Consider the following 20,712-nt stretch of genomic DNA (forward strand, 5'->3'; position numbering starts at 1 on the left):
GTTGGGCATCTGCCATCTTGCGGGCGCGTGGTTTGTGCGCCTTCCAGCCCATGAATCTGCGTGCACGATTCCGACCGCGAGGATGCCTGACCCACAGCGAAAGGTAATAAAGATGTATAAAACAGTGCGCGACATGTTCCTGCATTTCAAGGAAGCCGTCCCATTCCGCCTCGTCCCCGCCCTGATTTGCACGGCCTTGCTGGTGAGCATGCTATTGCTGCCGGCGCCGGATGGCTTGACGCCCAAGGCCTGGGGCCTGGTGGCGATCTTCCTCACCACGATTTTGGCGATCATCCTGAAAGTCATGCCGATCGGCGTGATGGCGATGATGGCCATCGTCATCGTGTCCTTGTCGCAAGTGACGTCGACCTCGTCCAAGGGCGCCATCACGGATGCGCTCAGCAGTTTTTCGAATCCCCTGATCTGGCTGATCGTCGTGGCGATCCTGATTTCGCGCGGCTTGAAAAAGACGGGATTGGGCAGCCGCATCGGCTTGCTGTTCATCTCGCTGCTGGGCAAGCGCACCATGGGCATCGGCTATGGCCTGGCGATTTGCGAACTGGTGCTGGCACCGTTTACGCCAAGTAACACGGCGCGCGGCGGCGGCATCGTCCACCCCGTCATGAAATCGATCGCCAACGCCTTCGATTCGGACCCGGCCAAGGGCACGGAAAAGAAGGTGGGCACCTATCTGGCTCTCGTCAACTATCACGCCAACCCGATCACGTCGGCCATGTTCCTGACGGCCACGGCGCCGAACCCGCTGGTGGTCGACTTCGTGGCCAAGGCCAGCGGCCAGGCTTTCCACCTGACATGGACGACCTGGGCCCTGTGCATGCTGCTGCCGGGCCTGGTCTGCCTGCTGGCGATGCCGTTGATCATCTACTGGCTGTCGCCGCCGGAACTGAAAGCCACGCCCGACGCCGTCACCTATGCCAAGGCGGAACTGAAAAGCATGGGCCCGCTGTCACCGTCGGAAAAAGTCATGCTGGGCACCTTCGCCTTGCTGCTCTTGCTGTGGGCCAACGTCCCAGCCATGCTGTTCGGTCCCGCGTTTTCGCTCGATGCCACGGTCGTCGCCTTTGTCGGCTTGTTCGTGCTGATCATTACCGGCACCATCGACTGGGATGACGTGCTGTCGGAAAAGAGCGCCTGGGATACCCTCGTGTGGTTCGGCGCGCTCGTCATGATGGCCGAGCAATTGAACAAGACGGGCGTGATCGCCTGGTTCTCGGCCGGCATGAAGGCGGCGATTATCGCCAGCGGCATGGACTGGCTGCCGATCGCCGGCGTCCTCGTGCTGGTCTTTGTCTTCTCGCATTACTTCTTTGCCAGCACGACGGCCCACATCAGCGCCATGCTGCTGGCCTTCCTGACGGTGGGTCTGCACCTGATCCCGGCCGAATACCACGTGCCGTTCATGCTGATGATGACGGCCGGCTCGGCCATCATGATGACACTGACCCACTATGCGACGGGCACGTCGCCCATCATCTTCGGCAGCGGCTTCGTGACCATGGGCAACTGGTGGCGCGTCGGTTTCATCATGTGCGTGGTGGAACTGCTGATCTTTGCCGTCGTGGGCACCACCTGGTGGAAAGTGCTCGGCTACTGGTAACGCAGGCTGTCACCGCCGCTACAGCTGGCGCGCCAGACTCTGCACCGTCGCCAGGCAGTGCTTGAGCTCGCCGCCCGCGGCGCGCTTCCACAGGGCGGCCGCCTGCGACCACGCTTTTTGCGCAAGCAAGTCCTTGATTTCTCTCTGCAATTCGCCCGGCAAGCCGCCGAACTGGCGCAGTTCCAGTGTACGGGGCTGGCCGTGGCGGCCCGCCGGGTCGTTTTCTTCCAGCGCATCATGCAGGCTGCCGGGCTGGTGCGGCGTGCCGGCCTCATCCACATACGCCAGTTGCACGTCGGGGGCATCGGCGACTTCGTAACCGAGGTCGCCGCAAGGCTCGTCGACCAACTGGGCGATGTTATAGATCGTCAATACCTGCGCGGAACGCACGACGTCCGTCAGGTCGTGCACGTCGACGCCCGCGTCCAGCAGGCGCTGCAGGGCAGGGGAGTTGATGAAGGGAAAGCCTGATTCTCCCAGTTCGCGCCAGCGTTCCAGCCACAGCGGCTGCGGCATGGACTCGTCGACGACGTTGGACCACAGGCCGCGCAGCAGCAACTGCTGCAGCAAGGGACCATATTTCTTGTGTTGAATATCTTGCGCGAGGGCGTCTGCCTGCGCCGCATCGATGCCGCATTCCTGCAATCGCCCGGTGATCGTTGTCATTCCCGCCGCCAGCCTTTCCATTTCATCTTGTCCAGGCGGCATCATATACGCAAGTGGGCGGTTCCCGCATGCACGCTTGATGAGTTGTTGTAGATCAAAGCCTGTTTTGCGGACCTACGTTAATATCCATTAAATGGGCGCAGTCAGCACAGTTGAATATCGAGCCTGATATGCGGGTATTTCAAGCGGCACCAGGTATTTACCTGAGCCGCTTGAATAATGCTGGAAATTAATAAAGAACGATTAGTTCTTCAGGCTGCAAAAGGAAGCATAGTGGTCTTGCGTGTAATAGCGTTCCACCAGTTTGCGTTTGCCCGCCGGAGTCTGTACGAGCAATACCGCGCGATGCGAACCTGCTCCGCCATCGCCGCCGATACCCAGATAATATTCATAATAAATCTCGTCCTTGCCGGCGGCAGGGAGACGCTTTTCATTATTATTGAAGACGGTATTGCCCGGACCGCCCGCCACCGCGCTCGTTTTCGCGTTGCGGTATGCATCGTATTCGCTATTTTGCGGGGTGGGCAGGGTTTTGCTCGGTTCCCTTTTGCCGCAATCGGGGATTTTTGCCGCATAGGCTTGGGAAGAGAACAGGGCGCCTGCCACGATAAGACCAAGCGACCAGGTTGTTGCGCGTTGAATTTTCATCGGTAAGCTTTCGTTGGTGCTGCGTTCAATGGATGGGCTATTGCGGATGCGGCCGGAATCCGGGCGGCCGGTGTCATCACTGCAATGCTGAATATAGTTGGATTTTTAAAAAAATTACTATTCAATTGTCACGCGTTGATAAATTTCCATATATTTACCTCAAGGAAACTATATGGGGCATTGCGGAAAATAAATCCAAGGCAAGGAATGGAAAGCAGCCGCTCCGCCATTTACATTGACGTGACAATGTTTGAGTTTTTTTGATCGGCAATTCGTTATGCTTCGAAGAAGTTACTGGCAAAAAGCAAGCCAGTCCAGGCGTCGCGTTTTCCCGATATTCTGTTGTTGGGCATATTCGAGCCGGAATAAAGGATGACTTCATTGATTTAAATCATTAACCTCTGATAGGAATCTGCATGAGCCATGACCACCTCGGTTGCGCCTGCTGCAACCTGCCTCACCTGCCTACGCTGACAAGCGGCCTGTTGACGGGAACCGCACTCAGCGGCGAACTGGACGCGGCGTTCCAGCAGGCATATCCCCAGCACGCCCAGAAACTGACGCCGCAAGCGACGATTTTCCATAACGGTAACATTCATACCATGGCCGCGGATGGCAGCGACCAGGTGGCGGCGCTGGGTATCGCCGGCGGCACCATCATTGCCACCGGCACGCTGCACGAGGTGCGCCAGGCCATGCAGCCGCATCAGGCAAGCGAGGTGGACCTGGACGGCCGCACCTTGCTGCCGGGCTTCGTCGAACCCCATATGCACATCCTGCCCAGCGCGCTGTACAAGAGCTGGCTGTCGCTCACGCCGTTCCTGAGCGCACCCCGGCAGCAGGAACTGGATCCGGAATACAGTTTCAAGAGCATCAGTTGGCGAATCGGCGCGGCGCTGGGGCAGCCGGATCAGCTGCCGAAAGACAAGAAAGGCAACCCTTGGGTGCTGGGCTTCGGCGTCGATCCCTCGCTGATGCAGTCGTGGGAAGACATCACCGCCAGCGAGCTCGATAAGCTGAGCAGCACGGTGCCCATCCTGCTGATGAACTCGTCCGGCCACCTGGCCTATCTCAATACCGCGGCACTGAAGGCGGCGAACATCGAGGACAGTCCTTCCGGCGTGCTGACCGAAATCAGGATCGCCAAGGCGCTGCTGGTTGCGCCGCTGCCCAAGCTGCCGGAATTTATCGCTTGCCTGAAGCAAGTGCTGGACAACGCCTCGGCCATGGGCTTTACCAGCGTCTTCGACGCGGGCCTGGGCGCCACCGATGCACCGCTGGTGGAAATCGGCTTGCTCAAGCTGGCGGCCCATCTCGGTCCCGTGCGCATCGGCGCCGCGCTGTTCACCAAACCCGACGAAAAAGCACTGGACAATTGGCTCGATCATTACAAGCCGGACCTGGACAATCACGGCGACCAGCGTTTCAGCATCAAGGCGATTAAGCTGATCGCGGACGGCTCCAACCAGGGCTTGACCGGTTACCAGAGCCAGCCCTATGCCTGCTCGCACGACCATTCGATACCTGAGGTGCCGCCCACCGGCTTGAGCAATTACCCCGACACGTCCGTGTTTTCCCGCATGCTGGACAAGGCGGTGGGGCGCGGCTGGCCCGTGCTGGTGCACGCCAACGGCGACAAAGCGGTGGAATATGTGCTGCACAGCTACGACAAGGTACTGACGCCACGGCCAGGCGGCATCAGCGAAGAGGAAGCGCAAAAGCGGCGCCAGCTGCGCCTGCGCGTCGAGCACGCCTCGCTGCTGAATGACGAGGCCATCACGAAAATGGCGACACTGCAGCTGAACCCCAGCTTCCTCATCGGCCACGTCGGCTATTGGGGACACACGTTCCAGCAGACCATCTTTGGCCAGGAGCGGGCCCAGTTGCTGGACCGTTGCCACTCGGCATTGAATGCGGGCATGCACATCAGCTTGCACTCGGACCATTTCGTCTCGCCGCTGGGCCCCTTGCGCATGATGGAGCAGGCCGTGTTCCGCACCATGGAAGGTGCGCCAGGGAAAGAGGTGCTGAATCCGGATGAGCGCATCAGCCGCATGGCGGGATTGCGCGCCGTCACGCTCGATGCCGCCTGGCATTGCCACATGGATCATCTGGTGGGCTCGCTGGAAGCCGGCAAGCGGGCCGACCTGGTGATCCTGGCGCAAGACCCGCTGGACGAGAACGTGCGCAAGCTGCGCGACATCGTCGTGGAAGAAACCTGGCTGGCAGGGGTGCAAGTGCACAGCGCTGCCACATCCGCAGGGGCAGTGACGCGCTAGGCGGCTGTAAACGTAACAGCCCCCGATAGCTGCAGGCAGCTACCGGGGGCTTTCAGTTACTGCGGGGCGTTACAGGGTCAGGCCAGCTTGTGCTTGCCTGCCGAGAAACGGTTCCAGCCATAGCCGGCGACGATGATGGCCAGGATGGCGGCCTGCGCCAGCAAGGTTTCCAGGGTCGGCAGGATGCCCAGCAAGTCGATACGCATGAAATCGACGGGGGTGACGCCGACCCAGCCCGCTTCCTGCAGCGCGGCCACGCCTTTGCCCATCAAAATCACGGCCAGCACGGCCACGAAGGCGGACGTCCACGAGAAGAATTTGCCGATCGGCATACGGGCGCTCGTGCGCAGCAAGGCCCAGGCGATCACCACCAGCAGCACGATGGCCACGAGGAAGCCGCCCAGCAAGGCGCCGCCATTGCCGTCCGCCGCCAGGGCGGAATAGAACAGCACGGTTTCAAAGACTTCGCGGTAGACGGCGATGAAGGCCAGCGCGAACAGGCCCCAGGCAGAGCGCCGCGACATCGCCGCCGTGAGTTTTTCGTGCAGGTATTCCTGCCAGCGCCCGGCGCTGCTCTTCTGGTGCATCCACAAGCCCACGCTGAGCAGGACCAGGGCCGCAAACACGGAGCCGAGTCCTTCGCTCACTTCACGGCTGGCGCCGCTGATGGTCACCAGATACGTTGCCGCCACCCATGTCAGGCCGCCTGCCACCAGTGCGCTGGCCCAGCCCGCATGCACGTAAGGCAGCACATCGTTGCGCTTGGCCTTGCGCAGGAAGGCGATGATGCCGATCACGATCAGCAGCGCTTCCACGCCTTCGCGCAGCAGGATCGTCAGGGCGCCGACAAAGGTCGTCATCGGCTCGGCCTTGGCGTCGCCCAGCTCCGCTTCCACGTGGGTAAACAGTTGCTGCAGCTTTTCTCCCGCCGCCTCGGCCTCGGCCACCGTGCCCTTGGCCACGGCGGAACGGTAAGCCAGCATGGCGTTTTCCACGGCCAGCAGCAAGGACTTGTTGCGCGCGCCGACCATCGGCTCGATCGGTTCGAAGCCGTCCAGGTAGGCCGACAGGCCCAGGCGCGTGGCGCCCGCGCGGTCGCCCGCGTGCATGGCCGCCAGGCTTTCCGCCAGGCGCAAGCGCGACAGGGCCAGGCCGGCCGGCTTGTGCGCCTCGGCCTTGTCCGGGTGGCTGCGCAGGTAGGCCGTCAGCGCCTGGGCTTCGTCCGCGCCCAGCTTGGCGGCGGCCGCTTCCTGCGTCAGCGTCGTCACGGCAGCCAGGTCGGCGTACAGTTTTTTGCTACGCGGATCGTCCTGCCACAGCTTTTCGCCGCGCGCGCTTGCCGCCGCGTCGTGCGACATGCCGCCGATATAGAACGCCAGGTCCCAGCGCTCGTTGTCGGACAACTGGCCGAAACTGGCCATCGAGGTGCCGGACACGCCTTGCGAAATGACCTGGTACAGCGCCATCAGGCTGCGCGACTGCGCCCGTTCGCCATCCGTGAAGGCGATCGGCTTCGGTTCCAGGCTGGCCGCCAGCGGACCGTCGCCGCCGCCGGCCACGCCGTGGCAAGACGCGCACTGGGCCGCGTACAGGGCCGCGCCGCGCGCCAGGTTGGGCAGCACTTTCGGCGCCACGGGAATCGGGTAGGCGGCAATCAGCAAGCCGTTCGCGTGGTGCGCCAGGCGCTTGACTTCCACGCCGTCCGCCTTGGCGACGACGGCCGCGCGCAGGTCGGCGATGGCGGCGGCAATGGCCGCCTTGGAAGCGTGGGCGGGCAGGGCGGCGATCTGCGTCGTCGCGTTGTCCGTGAAATCGAGCATTTCCGCGTATTCCGCTTCGCTGACCACTTTGCCGTGCTCGACGGCGCCGCTGTAATCGACGGCAACATAATCGATCAATTGCCACAACTGTTTGGCGCCGCCGCCCTGGTCGGCCACTTGCGCTTGCGCGCCGCCTGCCAGTAAGAGGCTGAGGCTGGCGGCCACGAGCGGATAGCACACGAGCCATTTCTTGATAGAACTGAACATGATTCTCATTCTCATTTGTCGTTAACCCGGCGACTATAGGACAGACAGTGCGGGGTGTCAACGGCGCACGGGCGTGCGCGGGCGCAAACAGCGCTATCCTGGTCAATATGCTTGACCAGGACGGCGTGCATGGAGAATGAAACGAGGGGGGGAAGGTTATTGCTTCGATGCCGCTTTCGCGTACAGGCCCCTGGCCAGTCCGTTGTCCGCATCGTCGACCTTCAGGCCGCCCTTGACGACGCGCAAGGCCAGCTTCTGGAACGCCTGGCCCCGCAACCACTGGGGATCGGTGACGGCGAACGCGGCGATGCGTTCCTGCGCGCGCTCGGCCGGCACGGCCAGCCATTGATAGTCGGCCTTCGAGTCCTGGCGGCGCAATCCGGCGCGCACCCAGTGTTCCGATGCCGGCATGCGGACGATGGCGTCGCCGTTCGCCACGCTGACGGCCGTGACCGTCTTGCCGCTTTGCGCTTCGAACTTCACTTCCACGCCGGCCATCGGCCCCAGCCGGGGGAAGCCGACGATGGCCACCCACACGCCCGCTTCGGCGGGTTTCTGGATGCGCATTTCCGCTTCCTCGAACACGCGAAACTGCGGCTCCTTGCCGCCGTTGCCCGCCACCAGGGTCACCAGGTCGCCGGCAACGCGCCACTCGCCGCTGGCTTGCTCGTCGGTATTGCCATAACTGAGCATCCATTCGAAGGTGCCGTCCTTTTTCAGCAGCAGTTCGGAACCCGTTTCCATGACGCCTTGCAGGTAATAGTGTCCGGGCAGCGTAGCCGGGGCCGAGTCTGCCGTGCTGGCCGCGCTGGCCGAAAACGACCAGGCGAGGGCGGCGCAGGCCAGCAGGCCGGAGAGGGATTTCTTCATCGGTGTATCCTCGGTGTGTCTTTTAGGAAATGCCATCATAGCAACATCAATCGCATTGCCGTCGCACGACACACCGAGCAGCCTGCTGGCGGCGTGCCGCTCAGCTGCCGCTGAAATCGAGCACCACGCGCGAGGCAACCTGGCCATGTTCCAGCCGGCTGAAGATCTCGTTGATGGCCGACAGCGGCTGCAATTCCACGCCGGCCTTGACCTTGCCCGTGGCGGCGAAGGCGAGCGCCTCGGCCATGTCCTGGCGCGTGCCCACAAAAGAGCCGCGTATCGTCACGCAATTGGCGACCACGTCGAACAGCGGCGTCGGGAAGTCGCCCGGCGGCAAGCCGACCAATACGCAGGTGCCGCGCTTGCGCGTCATCGCCACGCCTTGCTGGAAGGCATCGATCGACGGCGCCGTGATCAGCACGCCGTGGGCGCCGCCCCCGGTCGCTTCGCGCAAGGCCGCGACGGGGTCGCCCTGGCGCGCATTGATGGTCACTTCGGCGCCCAGGGCGCGCGCATGCTCCAGCTTGCCTTCATCGATGTCGACGGCCGCCACGCGCAAGCCCATGGCCACCGCATATTCGATGGCCAGGTGGCCCAGTCCGCCGATGCCGGACACGGCCAGCCACTGGCCCGGCCGCGCGCCCGTTTCCTTGATGCCCTTGTAACTGGTCACGCCGGCGCAGATGATGGGCGCCGCCTGCACGGCGGACAATCCGGCCGGAATGTGCGCGACGTAGCGCGGGTCGGCCAGGATGTATTCGGCAAAGCCGCCATTCTTGGTGTAGCCGCCGAACTGCGCCTCGGCGCACACGGTTTCCCAGGCTGCCAGGCAATGTTCGCAATGGCCGCAAGCCGAATACAGCCAGGGCACGCCGACCCGGTCGCCCAGCTGCACTTCCGTCACGCCCGTGCCCACGGCCACCACCAGGCCGATGCCTTCGTGGCCGGGAATGAACGGCGGCGTCGGCTTGACGGGCCAGTCGCCGCGCGCCGCATGCAAGTCCGTGTGGCACACGCCGCACGCTTCCGTCTTGACGAGGATCTGGCCGGGGCCGGGCACCGGCACGGCGACGTCGCGCAGCACCAGCGGTTGACCCAGCTGTTCGACAACGGCGGCTTTCATGGTGGTGGGGATCATGTTATTCCTTATGTAGTGGCAAATGCAGGACGCAGGCGCTCTGCCATGGTCTGTTCAACAGAGGCTTGCGAATGATCATATTCTGCTGCACACAATAGGAAAATTGATTGATCTACATCAACATATACCGGGAGGGAAGGCGATAAAAAAAGCACCTGGAACGGTGCTTTTTCGCTGCTTGCTGTTTAGCCAATCACTTGCCGGCACCGAGGGCCGCCAGCGGCTGCGGGGCATACAGCGCATTCTGGAAGGCCGGCACGTATTCATAGCTCATCATCTTCCCCAGCTTCAATGATTTGATATACGTGGAAAAACTGCCGTCGCCCAGTTTCAGGTCGACCGATTCCGCGTGCGTGCTTGATGCATGGCTCAGCAGACGTGAAACGGCATAGCCATACGTCAGCTTGCCGGCACCATCCTTGTTGGTGAAGCTGTTGCTCACCACCTCGGCCTCGTGCGACAGGTCGCCCAGCTTTTTGCCTTCGAAAACAAAATCCAGCTTGCCCGTCGCGCTGTCCATGACGGCAAAGGAAACGCTTGCTTCAGTTTCCTGTATGTCGATACCGGTCAGCCACTTGGGCAGGTTGTAGCCAACCACGCCACGCACCCTGGCCAGTTCCGTGTTGACGGGAAGCTTGAGCACATAGCCCCAGAAATCATGGGACAGCGATTGGCCCAGCAAGGTCAAGGGGCCAAAACTGGTGGAGCCGGGCTTGTTGGTCACAATCGCCAATGAAATTTCATTGTAGCTGTCGTTGTCGCAGTATTCGTATGCGTAGGCCGTCAACGCCACGGCCCCCCGGCCTGGCCACACTTGCAGCGGCTGGACTGCCTTCAATATGTCTTCCGGCATCAATTCCTTCAAGCGGGCAAGGTCGGCCGTAAATACCGCCGTGATCTTGCGGTTCTTGTAATAGAAATTCGGCGAATACGAGGCAAAGCCGATGTCGACCTTTTCTTTCTGCATGCCCTTGAACCAGCTCAGATCAAGGTCCGGCGCTTCCGACGCAATGACCGATAAGGGCGGATTCGAGCGGAAGCGCTCGTACAGGCCGCCAGCGGCCACGGGGACGGCATGGCCGGCGATATCGATGATGACGGGCGTGTTTTCGGCAGGAGTTTCGGCCCGCGCCGGGTTTGCGGCTAGACTCAGCATCAATGTCGATACTGAGGCGGCTGCTGCCGCGGCAATTTTCATGTTCATGGCTTGCACCTTCAATGTTGGATGTGGAAAAATTCAGTTCAAATCCCGCTATTCATCCTGCGGCGATACTGCCGGTTCCTGATGGCGGTTTCCCATTGCTGCATCAGCAGCGCCAGGGCGGGCGCCACCTGGGGCCTGGTATGCTTGCCCTGGCTCAGGCGCCGCAACTGATACTTGACCATCGCCATGTAGGCGATGGACGACAGCACCTTGTTTTTCCAGGTGATGGCCCTGAGCAGGGGGCTCGCCGATGGGTCGGCACGCCATGCCTTGGGCAATTGCGGATCGATCGCCAGCGCCGTTCCCATGCCGGCCATGGCGATGCCGCTGTCGAGCACTTGCTCCACCACCTGGTAGCGGCGTATGCCGCCCGTCACCATGAGGGGCATGCTGGCCACCGTGGCGATCTCCTTGGCGAACTCCAGGAAATAGGCTTCGCGGGCCAGCGTGCGGCCATCGCGGGTCTGGCCATGCATGGCAGGCGCTTCATAACTACCGCCGGACAACTCAATCAAGTCCACGCCCAAGGTGTTGAGCATGGATACGACTTCCTTCGCATCTTCCGAACTGAAGCCGCCTTTCTGGAAATCCGCCGAATTGAGCTTCACCGCGACGGCAAAGCCCTTGCCGACGGCTTGCCGCACCCCGTTGACGACGTCGACCAGCAAGCGCGCCCGGTTTTCCAGCGATCCGCCCCAGCGGTCCGTGCGTTGATTGGTCAACGGGGAGAGGAACTGGCTGATCAGGTAACCGTGCGCCGCATGGATTTGCACGCCCGTAAAGCCAAACCGCTCGGCCAACCGGGCGCTGTTGACAAAGCGCTGCTTCACGTCGGCAATATCGGCCTCCGTCATCTCGCGTGGCGCCGAAAATTGCCTGGAAAAGTTGCCCATATCCATGGGCACAGGAGACGGCGCGATGGTTTCCTGTCCCAGGGCGGCAGGCATCTGGCGGCCTGGATGGTTGATCTGCATCCAGATCTGCGCCCCGCGTGACCGTGCGGTGCGGGACCACTGCTCGAAGCGGGCGCCAAATTGCTCGGACTCAAGCACCACCCCTCCGGGGCCCGTCATGGCGCGGCGGTCGATCATCACGTTTCCGGTGATCATCAGGCCAACGCCGCCGTCCGCCCACGACTGGTACAGGCGGATCAGCTCCTTTGACGGCGCGTGGTCCTTGTCGGCCATGTTTTCTTCCATGGCGGCTTTGGCGAGGCGGTTCGGAATGACTGTCCCATTGGGCAATGTCAGTGCGGTAAAGGGTTTCATGCTGATCTCCAAGGTTGCGATAGCCTCACGATAAGCTTTAAGCTAACTTGAAGGTCAAGCCCTGAAATGAAAAAAAATCGCACTGTCGCGTTCGGGACACTGGTTTGAAGAAGGGCCGCTCCCCTTGAACCACAAAAATCCCGTGGCAGCCGATCTGCCGCTTGACATTCAAGTTGGCTTTAAGCTTATAGTTGATCACGCTGTGTTCGGCGGACATGGCCCAGACTACTCAACTATTCGGAGGACGATCCCATGTCTGTTTTCAAGAAACTGCTCCTGGCTGTCATGCCCTTGCTGTTCCTGCAGATGGTTGCTGCTGAACCGGTGTCCCCCATGCGCGATCCGGCCATGGAAAAAGTGTTGATAGTCATGACCAATCATTCCCGATATCCGAGCAGAAACGACCATACGGGGCTGTGGCTCACGGAATTGACGCATGTGTATGATGTGCTGAAGGAAGCCGGGTATGGCATCGACTTCGTCAGTCCCAGCGGCGGCGTGGTGCCGCTGGATGAACGCAGCCAGGGATGGCTGTACATGGATGAGGCAGCAAAAAGTCACCTGAGTGATCCTGCTTTCATGGCATTGCTGCAATCGACAAAAGCTGCGGCCGACATCGATCCCGCTGCCTATGGGGCTGTTTTCTACACGGGCGGCCATGGAACGATGTGGGATTTCAAGGGCAACAAGGACCTCAAGCGCATTGCCGAGGCCATCTACCGCAACGGCGGCGTCGTTTCCTCCGTGTGCCATGGCGCCGCTGGCTTGCTGGATCTGGAGGACGAGAAGGGCGAGCCACTGATAAAAGGGCGCAGCGTGACAGGATTTTCCAACTTGGAAGAATCGCTTGCCGGCATTAAGGACCAGGTTCCCTACCTTTTGCAAAGCGAGGTAGAGAGCAAAGGGGCGCTGTATGCCAAAGGCTTTTTCCCGTTTGGCAGCTTCGTGCTGACGGACGGCCGCCTCGTCACCGGCCAGAACCCTGGTTCCAGCAAGGAAGTGGCGCAAGCTCTGCTCAAGGCTTTACGGAATAACAAACTACAACTTCAGCGGGAAAAATAATGAAAATTGGCGAATTGGCCAAGCGCAGCGGCTTGGCGGCGTCCACGATACGCTTCTACGAATCCAAGGGCTTGTTGAAAGCCGTGAGCCGCCAATCGAACGGCTACCGCGACTATCCGCTGGAAGCGGTGGCGGTACTGTCCATCATCAGCGACGCGCAGCAGGCGGGCTTTTCCCTCGACGAAATCAAGCAAGTCTTGCCAGAGGACAGTTCATCATGGAAACATGATGAATTGATGGCTGCGCTCAAGAAGAAGATAGCCGATATCGAATCGCTGGAAGTACGCCTGGCGCAAAACAAGGCCCATCTTTTGTCGTTGATTCAATTGATCGATGCAAAACCGGAGGATGTGGACTGCAAGGACAATGCTGCCAGGGTCATGGAAAGCATGGGCATCGTCGGTAAGAATTAGCAAGCAGGCCGGTTTCGCGGGAATTGCCCGCGTTTGCCGATGGGCAGTTGCGAGCGCTGCGTATTCGCAGACAGATCAGGGGGAGGGTGCCGCTTGCCCAGTTCAAGGACTGGAGCAAGTATGAAGTGGATAGAGCGGCGTCTACGCCAGCAGTTATTAGTCGGTGCTGATTGGCCAAAGTCCTGTTGTAACCTGTTATCCTAAGTAATTACTTCATACAGCAAATCATACGAATGGAGAGTGCAACGTGACTGTGCGAAAAGATCAAATTGATCGTCTGTTAGAGCATCCATCAGAAAGCCTAAATGTCGAAGTGAAAACTTGGATCGATCCGCGTGCTCCTGAGGGCATCGCAAAGATAGTTAAAGGGGTTTTCGCGATTAGGAATCGTAACGGGGGGTTTTTGGTTATTGGCTTAGATAATGATACGCTTCGGCCAGACAACTACCCATACGAAGTACCGGCAGCGCAACTATTTCATCTCGATAAAATCCAAGAACTAGTATCAAGGTATGCAAATGAACCTTTTGAGATTTTGGTTGAGCTGAGAGCTTTTTTCAATCAGATACATCCAATTATCGTTATTCCAGAGGGCGTCAAGGTCCCATCGTCGGTGAAAAGCGACCTTAAAGGGGGCGAAGGAAAATATCTTCTAGCAGTTGGTGATATCTATTTCCGCACACTAAATGCTAATGGCGTACCCAGCAGTGCAAAAATGTCGCCTCGAGATTTATCCTCCATCCTAGAAATCTGTTTCGACAACCGCGAAGCAGACATTGGAAGATTCTTCCGAAGACAGTTGGCATCAGCAGATGCTTCTAACCTTGCTAATTTTCTGATGGGACGGAATTTTAACGAAGATAACCTTAAAAATCGAGCGTTGTCCGTAATCAGAAAAGGCGATGAATCATTTGAGAAAGTTCTCAGCAAAGCTCCATTAAGCGAAGAAGAAGCATCGCATTAACGTTTCTAACCATGAGTGTTGGACTTGTCTTACATCCCAAAAAAGCAGATAGCTTACCGACTCAAGAATTCATGAATACCGTCGCCTCGGCCAATCCGCAATACACAGGTTGGCCAGTTTGGATGGATACTCGAGGTTTCCAGAGGACTAGCGACCGCCCGATGGTAGTTGATGGGGCTTGGCAAACATTCATTAACGACATAAATGATTGGTCTGCGAATTTTGAATTTATGCGAATTGACCCAGTTGGTGAATTATTTTTGCGAAGAGTAATGCAAGATGATTTAGTGCCAAGCAGAATAACGCCAGGTACAGCGCTAGATGTATTGCTTATGGTTTATCGAGTGGCGGAGGTATTGGCAGTGGGGATTAGCATAGCTAGAGCGACTGGATGGGATCAAAGTGAAAAGGCAGGATTTGCTTTTAAATGGTCGGGGTTGGAAGGACGTAGCCTTCACGCTTGGGCTAATCCAAATCAATTCTTCTTTGGTGCTTCTGGAGTCTCGAATACTTTGCATGCCAATTCGTTCGTGGAAATCCCTCTTGATACCCCACATTCTGCATTGGCTCCCCACGTCGCTGCCGCAGTTGCGCCACTATTTGCATCGTTTAACGGTTTTCAGGTTGGCCTTGAAGCAGTTGAAGATTGCGTACGGCGGATGGTCGAGCGTCGGATATCCTGAAGCCAAGTCTGCACATTTAGGCCGATAGTAAGGCGTCTCGAAAAGACCAGCGGCACAAGCGGGCGGAACGGCAAAATCTTTGAGGGGGCTGAGGTAGGCGGTGGACGTTGAGATGCTGTCGAGTATGCCGACAGCATTCTTGGCAATCAAAATATCGACATTTCGACAGCAAGTTGATCTTTTTGAGACCAAACCGTCGGCGTATTACTAAGTACCAAAAGTACCTCCCACGCCTCACCATCAATTTTACATAATATAAATTATGCGAAATTGTGGATGGATTTGAGAAAACCTCCAGTTTGCCAGTTCCCCAATCGCAAATGCGATTTTCCCCCTCTGCGCGCCGCTGTCGCTGATGCTGCGCCGCCGCGCTTGAACGAGCTGCATGAAATACGGCTTGTCCCCGTCCATGTGCGGTTTGTTCACGTCCAGATTCCCAGATTCGCGTGCAGGTGCAAGTCTGGCGCTGCGATGATGTTGGCGATCAGGTCTGCCACTCTTCTAATGGCGCGTGCGTCGTCCGTTCGTAGTCGACTTCGTCTTCGTTCGTCATCCAGGCTGGACGCACGATCATGTATGCGAAGCCCGGTGCTTCGATGGCGTCGGCGGCGCGGCGGAATGGTTTTGGGTGTTGTGCCAGCGGCGCTATCTTATTTGCCGAATGTGCCGGGAACTCACCGTAGATGCCCATCGACAGGATGAAAACCAGGCGTTCAACACCGGAGGCCCGCATGGCGGCAATGATGCTGTTGGCCTGGTCTTCCATGCCGTCGCCCAGCAGATTGGCGTGAACCAGGACATGGAATCCGGTGAGGCGTGCCAACCCGGCGCCTTGTCTCGTGGTAAATTGCCGTCCGTGAGAAGTATCTCCAATACCTACAATATCAATGAAATCAGGCGTTTGCCGACTATTTTGCATGAGAAGTCTCAAGATCCGTATGACCCAGCAGCCTGCACGCACGGCGTTGCTTTTACCGCCTTGCCGGCGCTTCCTGTCCTTTGCCGGCGCGCTGGCCATCGCGGCCGCCTTGTGCGGCTGTGCCAGCAAGCCTGGACCCTGGCCTGCGCGCGCCCTGCCGCCGTCGGCTGCCGTGACGGTCGATGCCACGCAATTCCTGTCCAGAAAACAACTGGTGGACTGGCAAGTCGACCTGGACGAACGCCGCCTGCGCGCCACGGGTTCGCCCCGGCATGAAGCATATATCGACGTCCTGCATGAACGCCTGGCGCGCGCCGGTGTCAAACAACTGCGCTTTGAACCGGTCAGTTTCCGGCAATGGTCGGTGCAGCCGGAAGACTGGGGCCTGGAAGTTGTCCACGACGACAGGTCTGGCGTGCTGCCCACGGCTGGCTACATTCCGTATTCGGGCGTGACGCCGCCGTCCGGCATTACGGGGCGCATCGCCTATCTGGCGCCGGGGGCCAGTCCCGATGCCAGCCTCGCCGGCAAGCTGGTGCTCGTCGACATGCCCGCCGTGGCGTGGACGGGCAAGGTTTTCCATCGGTCCGCCGTGCATGTCCACGATCCGGACCACGCCATGGAGCCGGACACGCCGTATGCGCGCCAGTTCCAGATGCTGGGGCCGTTCATCTCCCTGCTGGACAGCCTGCAGGCGGCCGGTGCGGCGGGCGTGATCGTCATTCTCGATACGCCGCCCATGTCGATGAATGGCTTGTATGCGCCTTACGACGGCAAAGTGCGCCAGCTGCCCGGCATGTTTATCGACCGTGACCGGGGTCGGCGCCTGCGCGAAAGCGTGCTGGCGGGCACGGCGCCTGTCTTGCGGCTGACCATGGCTGCCACTGTGCGCCAGGTGCAGACGCGCAACCTGGTCGGCATCATCCCCGGCAAGTCCGCGGAATTGATGGTGCTGGGCAGCCACACGGATGGCACGAACGCGCTGGAAGACAATGGACCGAACGCCATTGTCGACATGGCCCAGTACCTGGCGCGCCTGCCGCAGGACAGCTTGCCGCGCAGCGTCATGCTGCTGTTGACGAGCGGCCATTTCGCGGGCGGCGTGGGCATGAAGCAGTTTATGGATCGCCACCAGGACGATGGCTTGATGCAAGGTATCGCCACGATGCTCACCATCGGGAACCTGGGCGCGCTGGAAGTGCTGTCTGACAGCAATGGTTACTTGCGCCTCACGGGCAGGTTCGAGCCGGCCGCCGTGTTTTCGCCGCGCACGCCTGCCCTGATGGACGCCTCCTACGCCATGCTGAAGCAGGCCGATGCGGCGCCCGCGTTCGTGCTGCCAGCCTCCAGTCCTGCGGGCGATGGCGATCCGAAGAATGCCGCCTGGCCTGGCGCAGGCCGGTATTTATGGGAGGCGCAGCGCATTCCCACGGTGTATTACATCACGCAACCGACCTATTTGCTCTACTATGGCATCGACAGCGTGACCCGGGTGGATTACCGGCTGATGCAGCGCCAGACCGTGGCCTTGACGCAAATGCTGCTGGACCTGTCGCGCGTGCCGTATGCCGATTTGCGCAAGGAAACGATGCCATAGACCTTGCCTGGCGTTCACCTCCCTTCCCCTCCCTGCTCCCGGCGCCATTCCGGACACCATACCAGCGCACTGGAAAACAGGCACTGGTATGGCCCGCATTGCCCATCTCCTGGGGTAATGCCGCAACTGGTATTGTGATCTTGCGCAAAGAACAAAACCAGTTGACTACCACCTGCAATGCTTGCACTCTGAAAAATCGGACGGTGTCCAGCCGCCCGGCCATGCTAAAAAATACACAAGGAGATGCAAGTGAACCGGACAGTCATGAATACCCTCATCCTTACCCTCTTCGGCGGCACTCTGGCGGCCTGCGGCGGCGGCAGCGGCGACGGATCCAGCGGGGGCGCAAGCCAGTTGCTGGCCGGCGCGACCGCAGCAGTGGCCTGCTACACGCCGTGGAATAGCGGCACTGCCTACAATGGCGGCGGCCAGGCCAGTTACAACTACGTCAATTACACGGCTAACTGGTGGACGCAAGGAAATAACCCGTCGACCAGCAGCGGCGGCGCCGGCAGCGGCCAGCCCTGGACGGCGGTGGGAGACTGCGGCACGCCGACACCTACCCCTACTCCTACTCCGACACCTACGCCTACTCCGACGCCTACGCCGACTCCCACTCCGACACCGACGCCGACACCTACCCCGACTCCAACACCTACGCCTACGCCTACGCCCACCGGCCTGGCCAAGCACGCGCTGATCGGCTACTGGCACAACTTCACCAACCCCAGCGGCGCCACGTATCCGATCAGCCAGGTCAGCGATGACTGGGACGTGATCGTCGTTTCGTTCGGCGACAACGCGGGCGGCGGCAATGTCAGCCTGACCATCGATCCGGGTGCGGGCACGGAAGCGCAATTCATCGCCGACGTGGCGGCCAAGCGGGCCAAGGGCAAGAAAGTCATCCTGTCGCTGGGCGGGCAAAACGGTTCCGTTTCCGTCGGCAACACGGCCGAAGCGACGAATTTCACCAACAGCCTGTACGCCATCATCACGAAATATGGTTTCGACGGCATCGACCTGGACCTGGAAAACGGCGTGGCGCAAGGCGCGGCCATCCAGACCTATCTGCCGATCGCCGTGAAAAACCTGAAAACCAAGGTCGGCAGCAGCTTTTACCTGTCGATGGCGCCCGAGTGGGTGTATGTGGAAGGGGGATACACGAGCTATGGCAGCATCTGGGGCGCCTACATTCCCATCATCAACGCCTTGCGCAGCGAGCTGACGGTGCTGCACCCGCAGTACTACAACAATGGCGACATCTACACGCCGTACGCCACGGGCGCCATCAAGGCTGGCTCGGCCGACCAGCTGGTGGCCACGGCGCGCATGCTGATCGAGGGGTTCAATTATGGCGGCAATACCTTCGCCGGCCTGCGTCCAGACCAGGTGGGCTTCGGCGTGCCGTCGGGGCGCAGCTCGGCCGGTTCGGGCTTTACGACGAATGCCGACGTCAGCAATGCCCTGAATTGCCTGACGCGCCTGCTTAATTGCGGCACCATCAAGCCGCTGCAGGCGTATCCGGACTTCCGCGGCGTGATGACGTGGTCGATCAACTGGGACCGCCACGACAACTATAATTTCTCCGTGCCGACGAAGAATGTGCTGAAGACCCTGCCGTAAGAGCCCAGGCCCGACTGCGCATGCGAGCTTGGCCGCTCACATGCGCAGCAGCGCCGCACCCAGCAAGCGCATGTGCAGCGCCACGCCCTGGCGCAACGCCTCCCCTCCTCCTTGCGCATGCTTGATGCCATCCATGGTGGCCACCAGCAAACCGGCCACCTGCGCGGCGGTCGCGTCCACCCGGCGCAGCGCAATATCGCCCGCCGCTTCGGCCTGTTCCAGCGCGCCGGCCAGCGACGCCACCAGTGTTGCCCGCGCCGTCAAGGTGATGTCGGCGGCCAGGGTCATATTGGCGTCGAACAATTCCTGCCCATGGGCGCTGGCGGAAATTTCCGCCATCACGCCTTGCTGGAATGCCAGCAGCGCCGTTTCGATGCGCGTGAAGACGGGGCCGGGTTCGGCCAGCGCCGCTGCCACTTGCGCCATGACGGTAGCATGGGCCCGTTCGGACCCGGCGCGGAACACGTCTTCCTTGTTCTTGAAGTGCAGGTACAGCGCGGCGCGCGACATATCGGCCGCCTGCGCGATGTCGAGCATCGAGGTCTTGCGGTAGCCATAGCGGCAAAACACGGCCAGGGCCGCGTCGAGTATGCGCTGGGTCTTGAGGGTGTGGGGTGACATGCTGGCATATTGACATTTTATATATATAGTGTCAACATGGCTTTTGGACAAATTACGTCAAAGTGCCAATCCCCCACAGCGAAGGATGGAATCATGCAAGAACAGCACCCTGGCTCCGAGGCGGCCATGCAGGACCAATTGCGCGACATCGAACGCGGCCGCCTGCGCGCGCTGGTCGACGGCGACGTGGCGCTGGCGCGCACCCTGCACGCCGACGATTTTCAGCTGGTCACGCCCATCGGTAGCTTGCTGTCCCGGGAAGAATACCTGGGCGCCATCGCGGCGGGCCACATCCGCTATCTGAGCTGGGAACCGGGCGAGATCGCCGTGCGCGTGCATGGCGATGCTGCCGTGCTGCGCTACCAGGCCCAGCTTGAAATCCATTTCGCCGGCCAGGCCGTGCCCCGCGCGCGCTACTGGCATATCGATAGCTATGAGCGGCGCGCTGGGCGGTGGCAAGCCGTGTGGTCGCAGGCGACGGCGATACGCTGACGGCCATGGCGGCTGCGGGAGGTGTGCGCAGCAGGGGCAATTGATATTTCTCAAACCATAGCCTCAATCTATGGGTTCGGTTGAAATATTTTACTTCCTTTTGTAAATGAGAATCGTTACTATCTAAATCAAGGATAAGCGAATTCAACAGAAAGGAGCATCCCTTGTTCACAGCCATCAAAACATTCAGCCAGGTCTGCACGCACATGTCGATCGCCTTCGGCCTCGCCTACTTGCTGACGGGGTCTCTGGCACTCGGTGGCTTGGCCGCGATCATCGAACCGATCATCAACGTTGCCCTGTTGCCGTGGCATGAAAAAGCCTGGCACGCGATTCGCCGCCGCTACGCCGCCAGCCGCCTGGGCATTGCCGCCCTGGCCGGCGAAAAACTCAGCCAGACGACCCTGCACATGGGCGTGGCCTTCGGCGTCATGTACTGGGCCACGGGGTCCATGGCCTTCGGCGGTTTGCTGGCCGTGGTCGAGCCGATCTGCAATGTGATCGTCCTGCCCTTCCACGACCGGCTGTGGGAAAAAGCCCGCTTTCGCCTGGAAAACCGCGGCGCGGCCCGCCTCGCCGCCCTGTAAACCCAATAATCAGGTATCTCAGTAAGCTACTTC

20 protein-coding genes are annotated in these 20,712 nt (G+C 60.2%); 10 read left to right on the forward strand and 10 right to left on the reverse strand.

Going from position 1 to position 20,712, the window contains the following annotated elements:
• Nucleotides 1-112: 112 nt before the first annotated feature.
• Nucleotides 113-1,618, forward strand: coding sequence for an anion permease (locus tag O0879_RS04190; RefSeq protein ID WP_289909979.1), 1,506 nt, complete (start codon nucleotides 113-115; stop codon nucleotides 1,616-1,618).
• An 18-nt stretch (nucleotides 1,619-1,636) separates the two neighbouring features.
• Here O0879_RS04190 and O0879_RS04195 read toward each other — a convergent pair whose 3' ends face one another.
• Together O0879_RS04195 and O0879_RS04200 are read right to left on the reverse strand one after the other, a co-directional pair.
• Nucleotides 1,637-2,284, reverse strand: a complete 648-nt coding sequence (locus O0879_RS04195; RefSeq protein ID WP_289914816.1) for a hypothetical protein — start codon at nucleotides 2,282-2,284, stop codon at nucleotides 1,637-1,639.
• 243 nt (nucleotides 2,285-2,527) lie between these two features.
• Complete coding sequence (locus O0879_RS04200; RefSeq protein WP_099667959.1) at nucleotides 2,528-2,932, reverse strand: ribonuclease domain-containing protein; 405 nt, start codon at nucleotides 2,930-2,932, stop codon at nucleotides 2,528-2,530.
• Nucleotides 2,933-3,348: 416 nt separating this feature from the next.
• Between O0879_RS04200 and O0879_RS04205 the strand changes: the two genes are divergently transcribed.
• A complete protein-coding gene (locus O0879_RS04205; RefSeq protein WP_289914818.1) occupies nucleotides 3,349-5,211 on the forward strand; it encodes an amidohydrolase in 1,863 nt (620 codons plus the stop codon).
• Nucleotides 5,212-5,288: 77 nt separating this feature from the next.
• Here O0879_RS04205 and O0879_RS04210 read toward each other — a convergent pair whose 3' ends face one another.
• The 5 genes from O0879_RS04210 to O0879_RS04230 all read right to left on the reverse strand — a co-directional run bounded on the left by O0879_RS04210 (nucleotide 5,289) and on the right by O0879_RS04230 (nucleotide 11,718).
• Nucleotides 5,289-7,238: a cytochrome c/FTR1 family iron permease gene (locus O0879_RS04210; protein WP_289914820.1), complete on the reverse strand. Its 1,950-nt coding sequence runs from the start codon at nucleotides 7,236-7,238 to the stop codon at nucleotides 5,289-5,291.
• Nucleotides 7,239-7,394: 156 nt separating this feature from the next.
• Entirely contained in the window at nucleotides 7,395-8,108 is a 714-nt protein-coding gene (locus O0879_RS04215; protein ID WP_289914823.1) for a hypothetical protein, read from the reverse strand.
• A gap of 100 nt (nucleotides 8,109-8,208) precedes the next feature.
• Nucleotides 8,209-9,243: a zinc-dependent alcohol dehydrogenase gene (locus O0879_RS04220; RefSeq protein ID WP_251349216.1), complete on the reverse strand. Its 1,035-nt coding sequence runs from the start codon at nucleotides 9,241-9,243 to the stop codon at nucleotides 8,209-8,211.
• A 196-nt stretch (nucleotides 9,244-9,439) separates the two neighbouring features.
• Entirely contained in the window at nucleotides 9,440-10,402 is a 963-nt protein-coding gene (locus tag O0879_RS04225) for an acetoacetate decarboxylase (ADC) (RefSeq protein WP_289914825.1), read from the reverse strand.
• Between the two features lie 86 nt (nucleotides 10,403-10,488).
• Nucleotides 10,489-11,718: an NADH:flavin oxidoreductase/NADH oxidase family protein gene (locus O0879_RS04230; protein ID WP_251348704.1), complete on the reverse strand. Its 1,230-nt coding sequence runs from the start codon at nucleotides 11,716-11,718 to the stop codon at nucleotides 10,489-10,491.
• A 252-nt stretch (nucleotides 11,719-11,970) separates the two neighbouring features.
• On the opposite strand from O0879_RS04230, the gene O0879_RS04235 reads away from it, so the two are divergent.
• From O0879_RS04235 to O0879_RS04250, 4 genes are all read left to right on the forward strand, one after another.
• On the forward strand, nucleotides 11,971-12,780 hold the full coding sequence (locus tag O0879_RS04235; RefSeq protein WP_289904962.1) for a type 1 glutamine amidotransferase domain-containing protein: 810 nt from the start codon (nucleotides 11,971-11,973) through the stop codon (nucleotides 12,778-12,780).
• Nucleotides 12,780-13,193, forward strand: a complete 414-nt coding sequence (locus tag O0879_RS04240) for a MerR family transcriptional regulator (RefSeq protein ID WP_289914828.1) — start codon at nucleotides 12,780-12,782, stop codon at nucleotides 13,191-13,193. Before O0879_RS04235 ends, O0879_RS04240 begins: the two co-directional genes overlap by 1 nt.
• A gap of 247 nt (nucleotides 13,194-13,440) precedes the next feature.
• Nucleotides 13,441-14,157, forward strand: coding sequence for a hypothetical protein (locus O0879_RS04245; protein ID WP_289914830.1), 717 nt, complete (start codon nucleotides 13,441-13,443; stop codon nucleotides 14,155-14,157).
• A 71-nt stretch (nucleotides 14,158-14,228) separates the two neighbouring features.
• Nucleotides 14,229-14,840: a hypothetical protein gene (locus tag O0879_RS04250; protein ID WP_289914831.1), complete on the forward strand. Its 612-nt coding sequence runs from the start codon at nucleotides 14,229-14,231 to the stop codon at nucleotides 14,838-14,840.
• Nucleotides 14,841-15,086: 246 nt separating this feature from the next.
• Here O0879_RS04250 and O0879_RS04255 read toward each other — a convergent pair whose 3' ends face one another.
• Nucleotides 15,087-15,266, reverse strand: coding sequence for a hypothetical protein (locus tag O0879_RS04255; RefSeq protein ID WP_289914835.1), 180 nt, complete (start codon nucleotides 15,264-15,266; stop codon nucleotides 15,087-15,089).
• Nucleotides 15,267-15,324: 58 nt separating this feature from the next.
• Nucleotides 15,325-15,663 (reverse strand): NAD(P)H-binding protein, encoded by a 339-nt coding sequence (locus O0879_RS04260; RefSeq protein WP_289914837.1) that lies wholly within the window; start codon nucleotides 15,661-15,663, stop codon nucleotides 15,325-15,327.
• Between the two features lie 115 nt (nucleotides 15,664-15,778).
• On the opposite strand from O0879_RS04260, the gene O0879_RS04265 reads away from it, so the two are divergent.
• Together O0879_RS04265 and O0879_RS04270 are read left to right on the forward strand one after the other, a co-directional pair.
• A complete protein-coding gene (locus O0879_RS04265) occupies nucleotides 15,779-17,356 on the forward strand; it encodes a PA domain protein (protein ID WP_289914839.1) in 1,578 nt (525 codons plus the stop codon).
• A 264-nt stretch (nucleotides 17,357-17,620) separates the two neighbouring features.
• Nucleotides 17,621-18,979: a glycosyl hydrolase family 18 protein gene (locus O0879_RS04270; RefSeq protein ID WP_289914841.1), complete on the forward strand. Its 1,359-nt coding sequence runs from the start codon at nucleotides 17,621-17,623 to the stop codon at nucleotides 18,977-18,979.
• Between the two features lie 36 nt (nucleotides 18,980-19,015).
• On the opposite strand, the gene O0879_RS04275 is transcribed toward O0879_RS04270, so the two are convergent.
• Nucleotides 19,016-19,600, reverse strand: a complete 585-nt coding sequence (locus O0879_RS04275; RefSeq protein ID WP_289914845.1) for a TetR family transcriptional regulator — start codon at nucleotides 19,598-19,600, stop codon at nucleotides 19,016-19,018.
• A 93-nt stretch (nucleotides 19,601-19,693) separates the two neighbouring features.
• Between O0879_RS04275 and O0879_RS04280 the strand changes: the two genes are divergently transcribed.
• Both O0879_RS04280 and O0879_RS04285 read left to right on the forward strand, forming a co-directional pair.
• Nucleotides 19,694-20,092, forward strand: a complete 399-nt coding sequence (locus O0879_RS04280; RefSeq protein ID WP_289914848.1) for a nuclear transport factor 2 family protein — start codon at nucleotides 19,694-19,696, stop codon at nucleotides 20,090-20,092.
• Between the two features lie 164 nt (nucleotides 20,093-20,256).
• Nucleotides 20,257-20,679 carry a DUF2061 domain-containing protein gene (locus tag O0879_RS04285; RefSeq protein WP_289914850.1) on the forward strand — a complete coding sequence of 141 codons (423 nt, stop codon included), beginning with the start codon at nucleotides 20,257-20,259 and terminating at the stop codon, nucleotides 20,677-20,679.
• Nucleotides 20,680-20,712: the final 33 nt, after the last annotated feature.

Origin of the sequence: Janthinobacterium sp. SUN120, assembly GCF_030397735.1 — a bacterium.
In the GTDB taxonomy this organism is placed as follows: Bacteria; Pseudomonadota; Gammaproteobacteria; order Burkholderiales; family Burkholderiaceae_D; genus Janthinobacterium; species Janthinobacterium kumbetense.

Coding starts and splice junctions, on each gene's coding strand:
- O0879_RS04275 (WP_289914845.1), bottom strand. CDS start 19,600: ATGTCACCCCACACCCTCAAGACCCAGCGCATACTCGACGCGGCCCTG.
- O0879_RS04190 (WP_289909979.1), top strand. CDS start 113: ATGTATAAAACAGTGCGCGACATGTTCCTGCATTTCAAGGAAGCCGTC.
- O0879_RS04265 (WP_289914839.1), top strand. CDS start 15,779: ATGACCCAGCAGCCTGCACGCACGGCGTTGCTTTTACCGCCTTGCCGG.
- O0879_RS04205 (WP_289914818.1), top strand. CDS start 3,349: ATGAGCCATGACCACCTCGGTTGCGCCTGCTGCAACCTGCCTCACCTG.
- O0879_RS04195 (WP_289914816.1), bottom strand. CDS start 2,284: ATGACAACGATCACCGGGCGATTGCAGGAATGCGGCATCGATGCGGCG.
- O0879_RS04270 (WP_289914841.1), top strand. CDS start 17,621: ATGAATACCCTCATCCTTACCCTCTTCGGCGGCACTCTGGCGGCCTGC.
- O0879_RS04280 (WP_289914848.1), top strand. CDS start 19,694: ATGCAAGAACAGCACCCTGGCTCCGAGGCGGCCATGCAGGACCAATTG.
- O0879_RS04210 (WP_289914820.1), bottom strand. CDS start 7,238: ATGTTCAGTTCTATCAAGAAATGGCTCGTGTGCTATCCGCTCGTGGCC.
- O0879_RS04240 (WP_289914828.1), top strand. CDS start 12,780: ATGAAAATTGGCGAATTGGCCAAGCGCAGCGGCTTGGCGGCGTCCACG.
- O0879_RS04225 (WP_289914825.1), bottom strand. CDS start 10,402: ATGCTGAGTCTAGCCGCAAACCCGGCGCGGGCCGAAACTCCTGCCGAA.
- O0879_RS04215 (WP_289914823.1), bottom strand. CDS start 8,108: ATGAAGAAATCCCTCTCCGGCCTGCTGGCCTGCGCCGCCCTCGCCTGG.
- O0879_RS04235 (WP_289904962.1), top strand. CDS start 11,971: ATGTCTGTTTTCAAGAAACTGCTCCTGGCTGTCATGCCCTTGCTGTTC.
- O0879_RS04230 (WP_251348704.1), bottom strand. CDS start 11,718: ATGAAACCCTTTACCGCACTGACATTGCCCAATGGGACAGTCATTCCG.
- O0879_RS04200 (WP_099667959.1), bottom strand. CDS start 2,932: ATGAAAATTCAACGCGCAACAACCTGGTCGCTTGGTCTTATCGTGGCA.
- O0879_RS04250 (WP_289914831.1), top strand. CDS start 14,229: ATGAATACCGTCGCCTCGGCCAATCCGCAATACACAGGTTGGCCAGTT.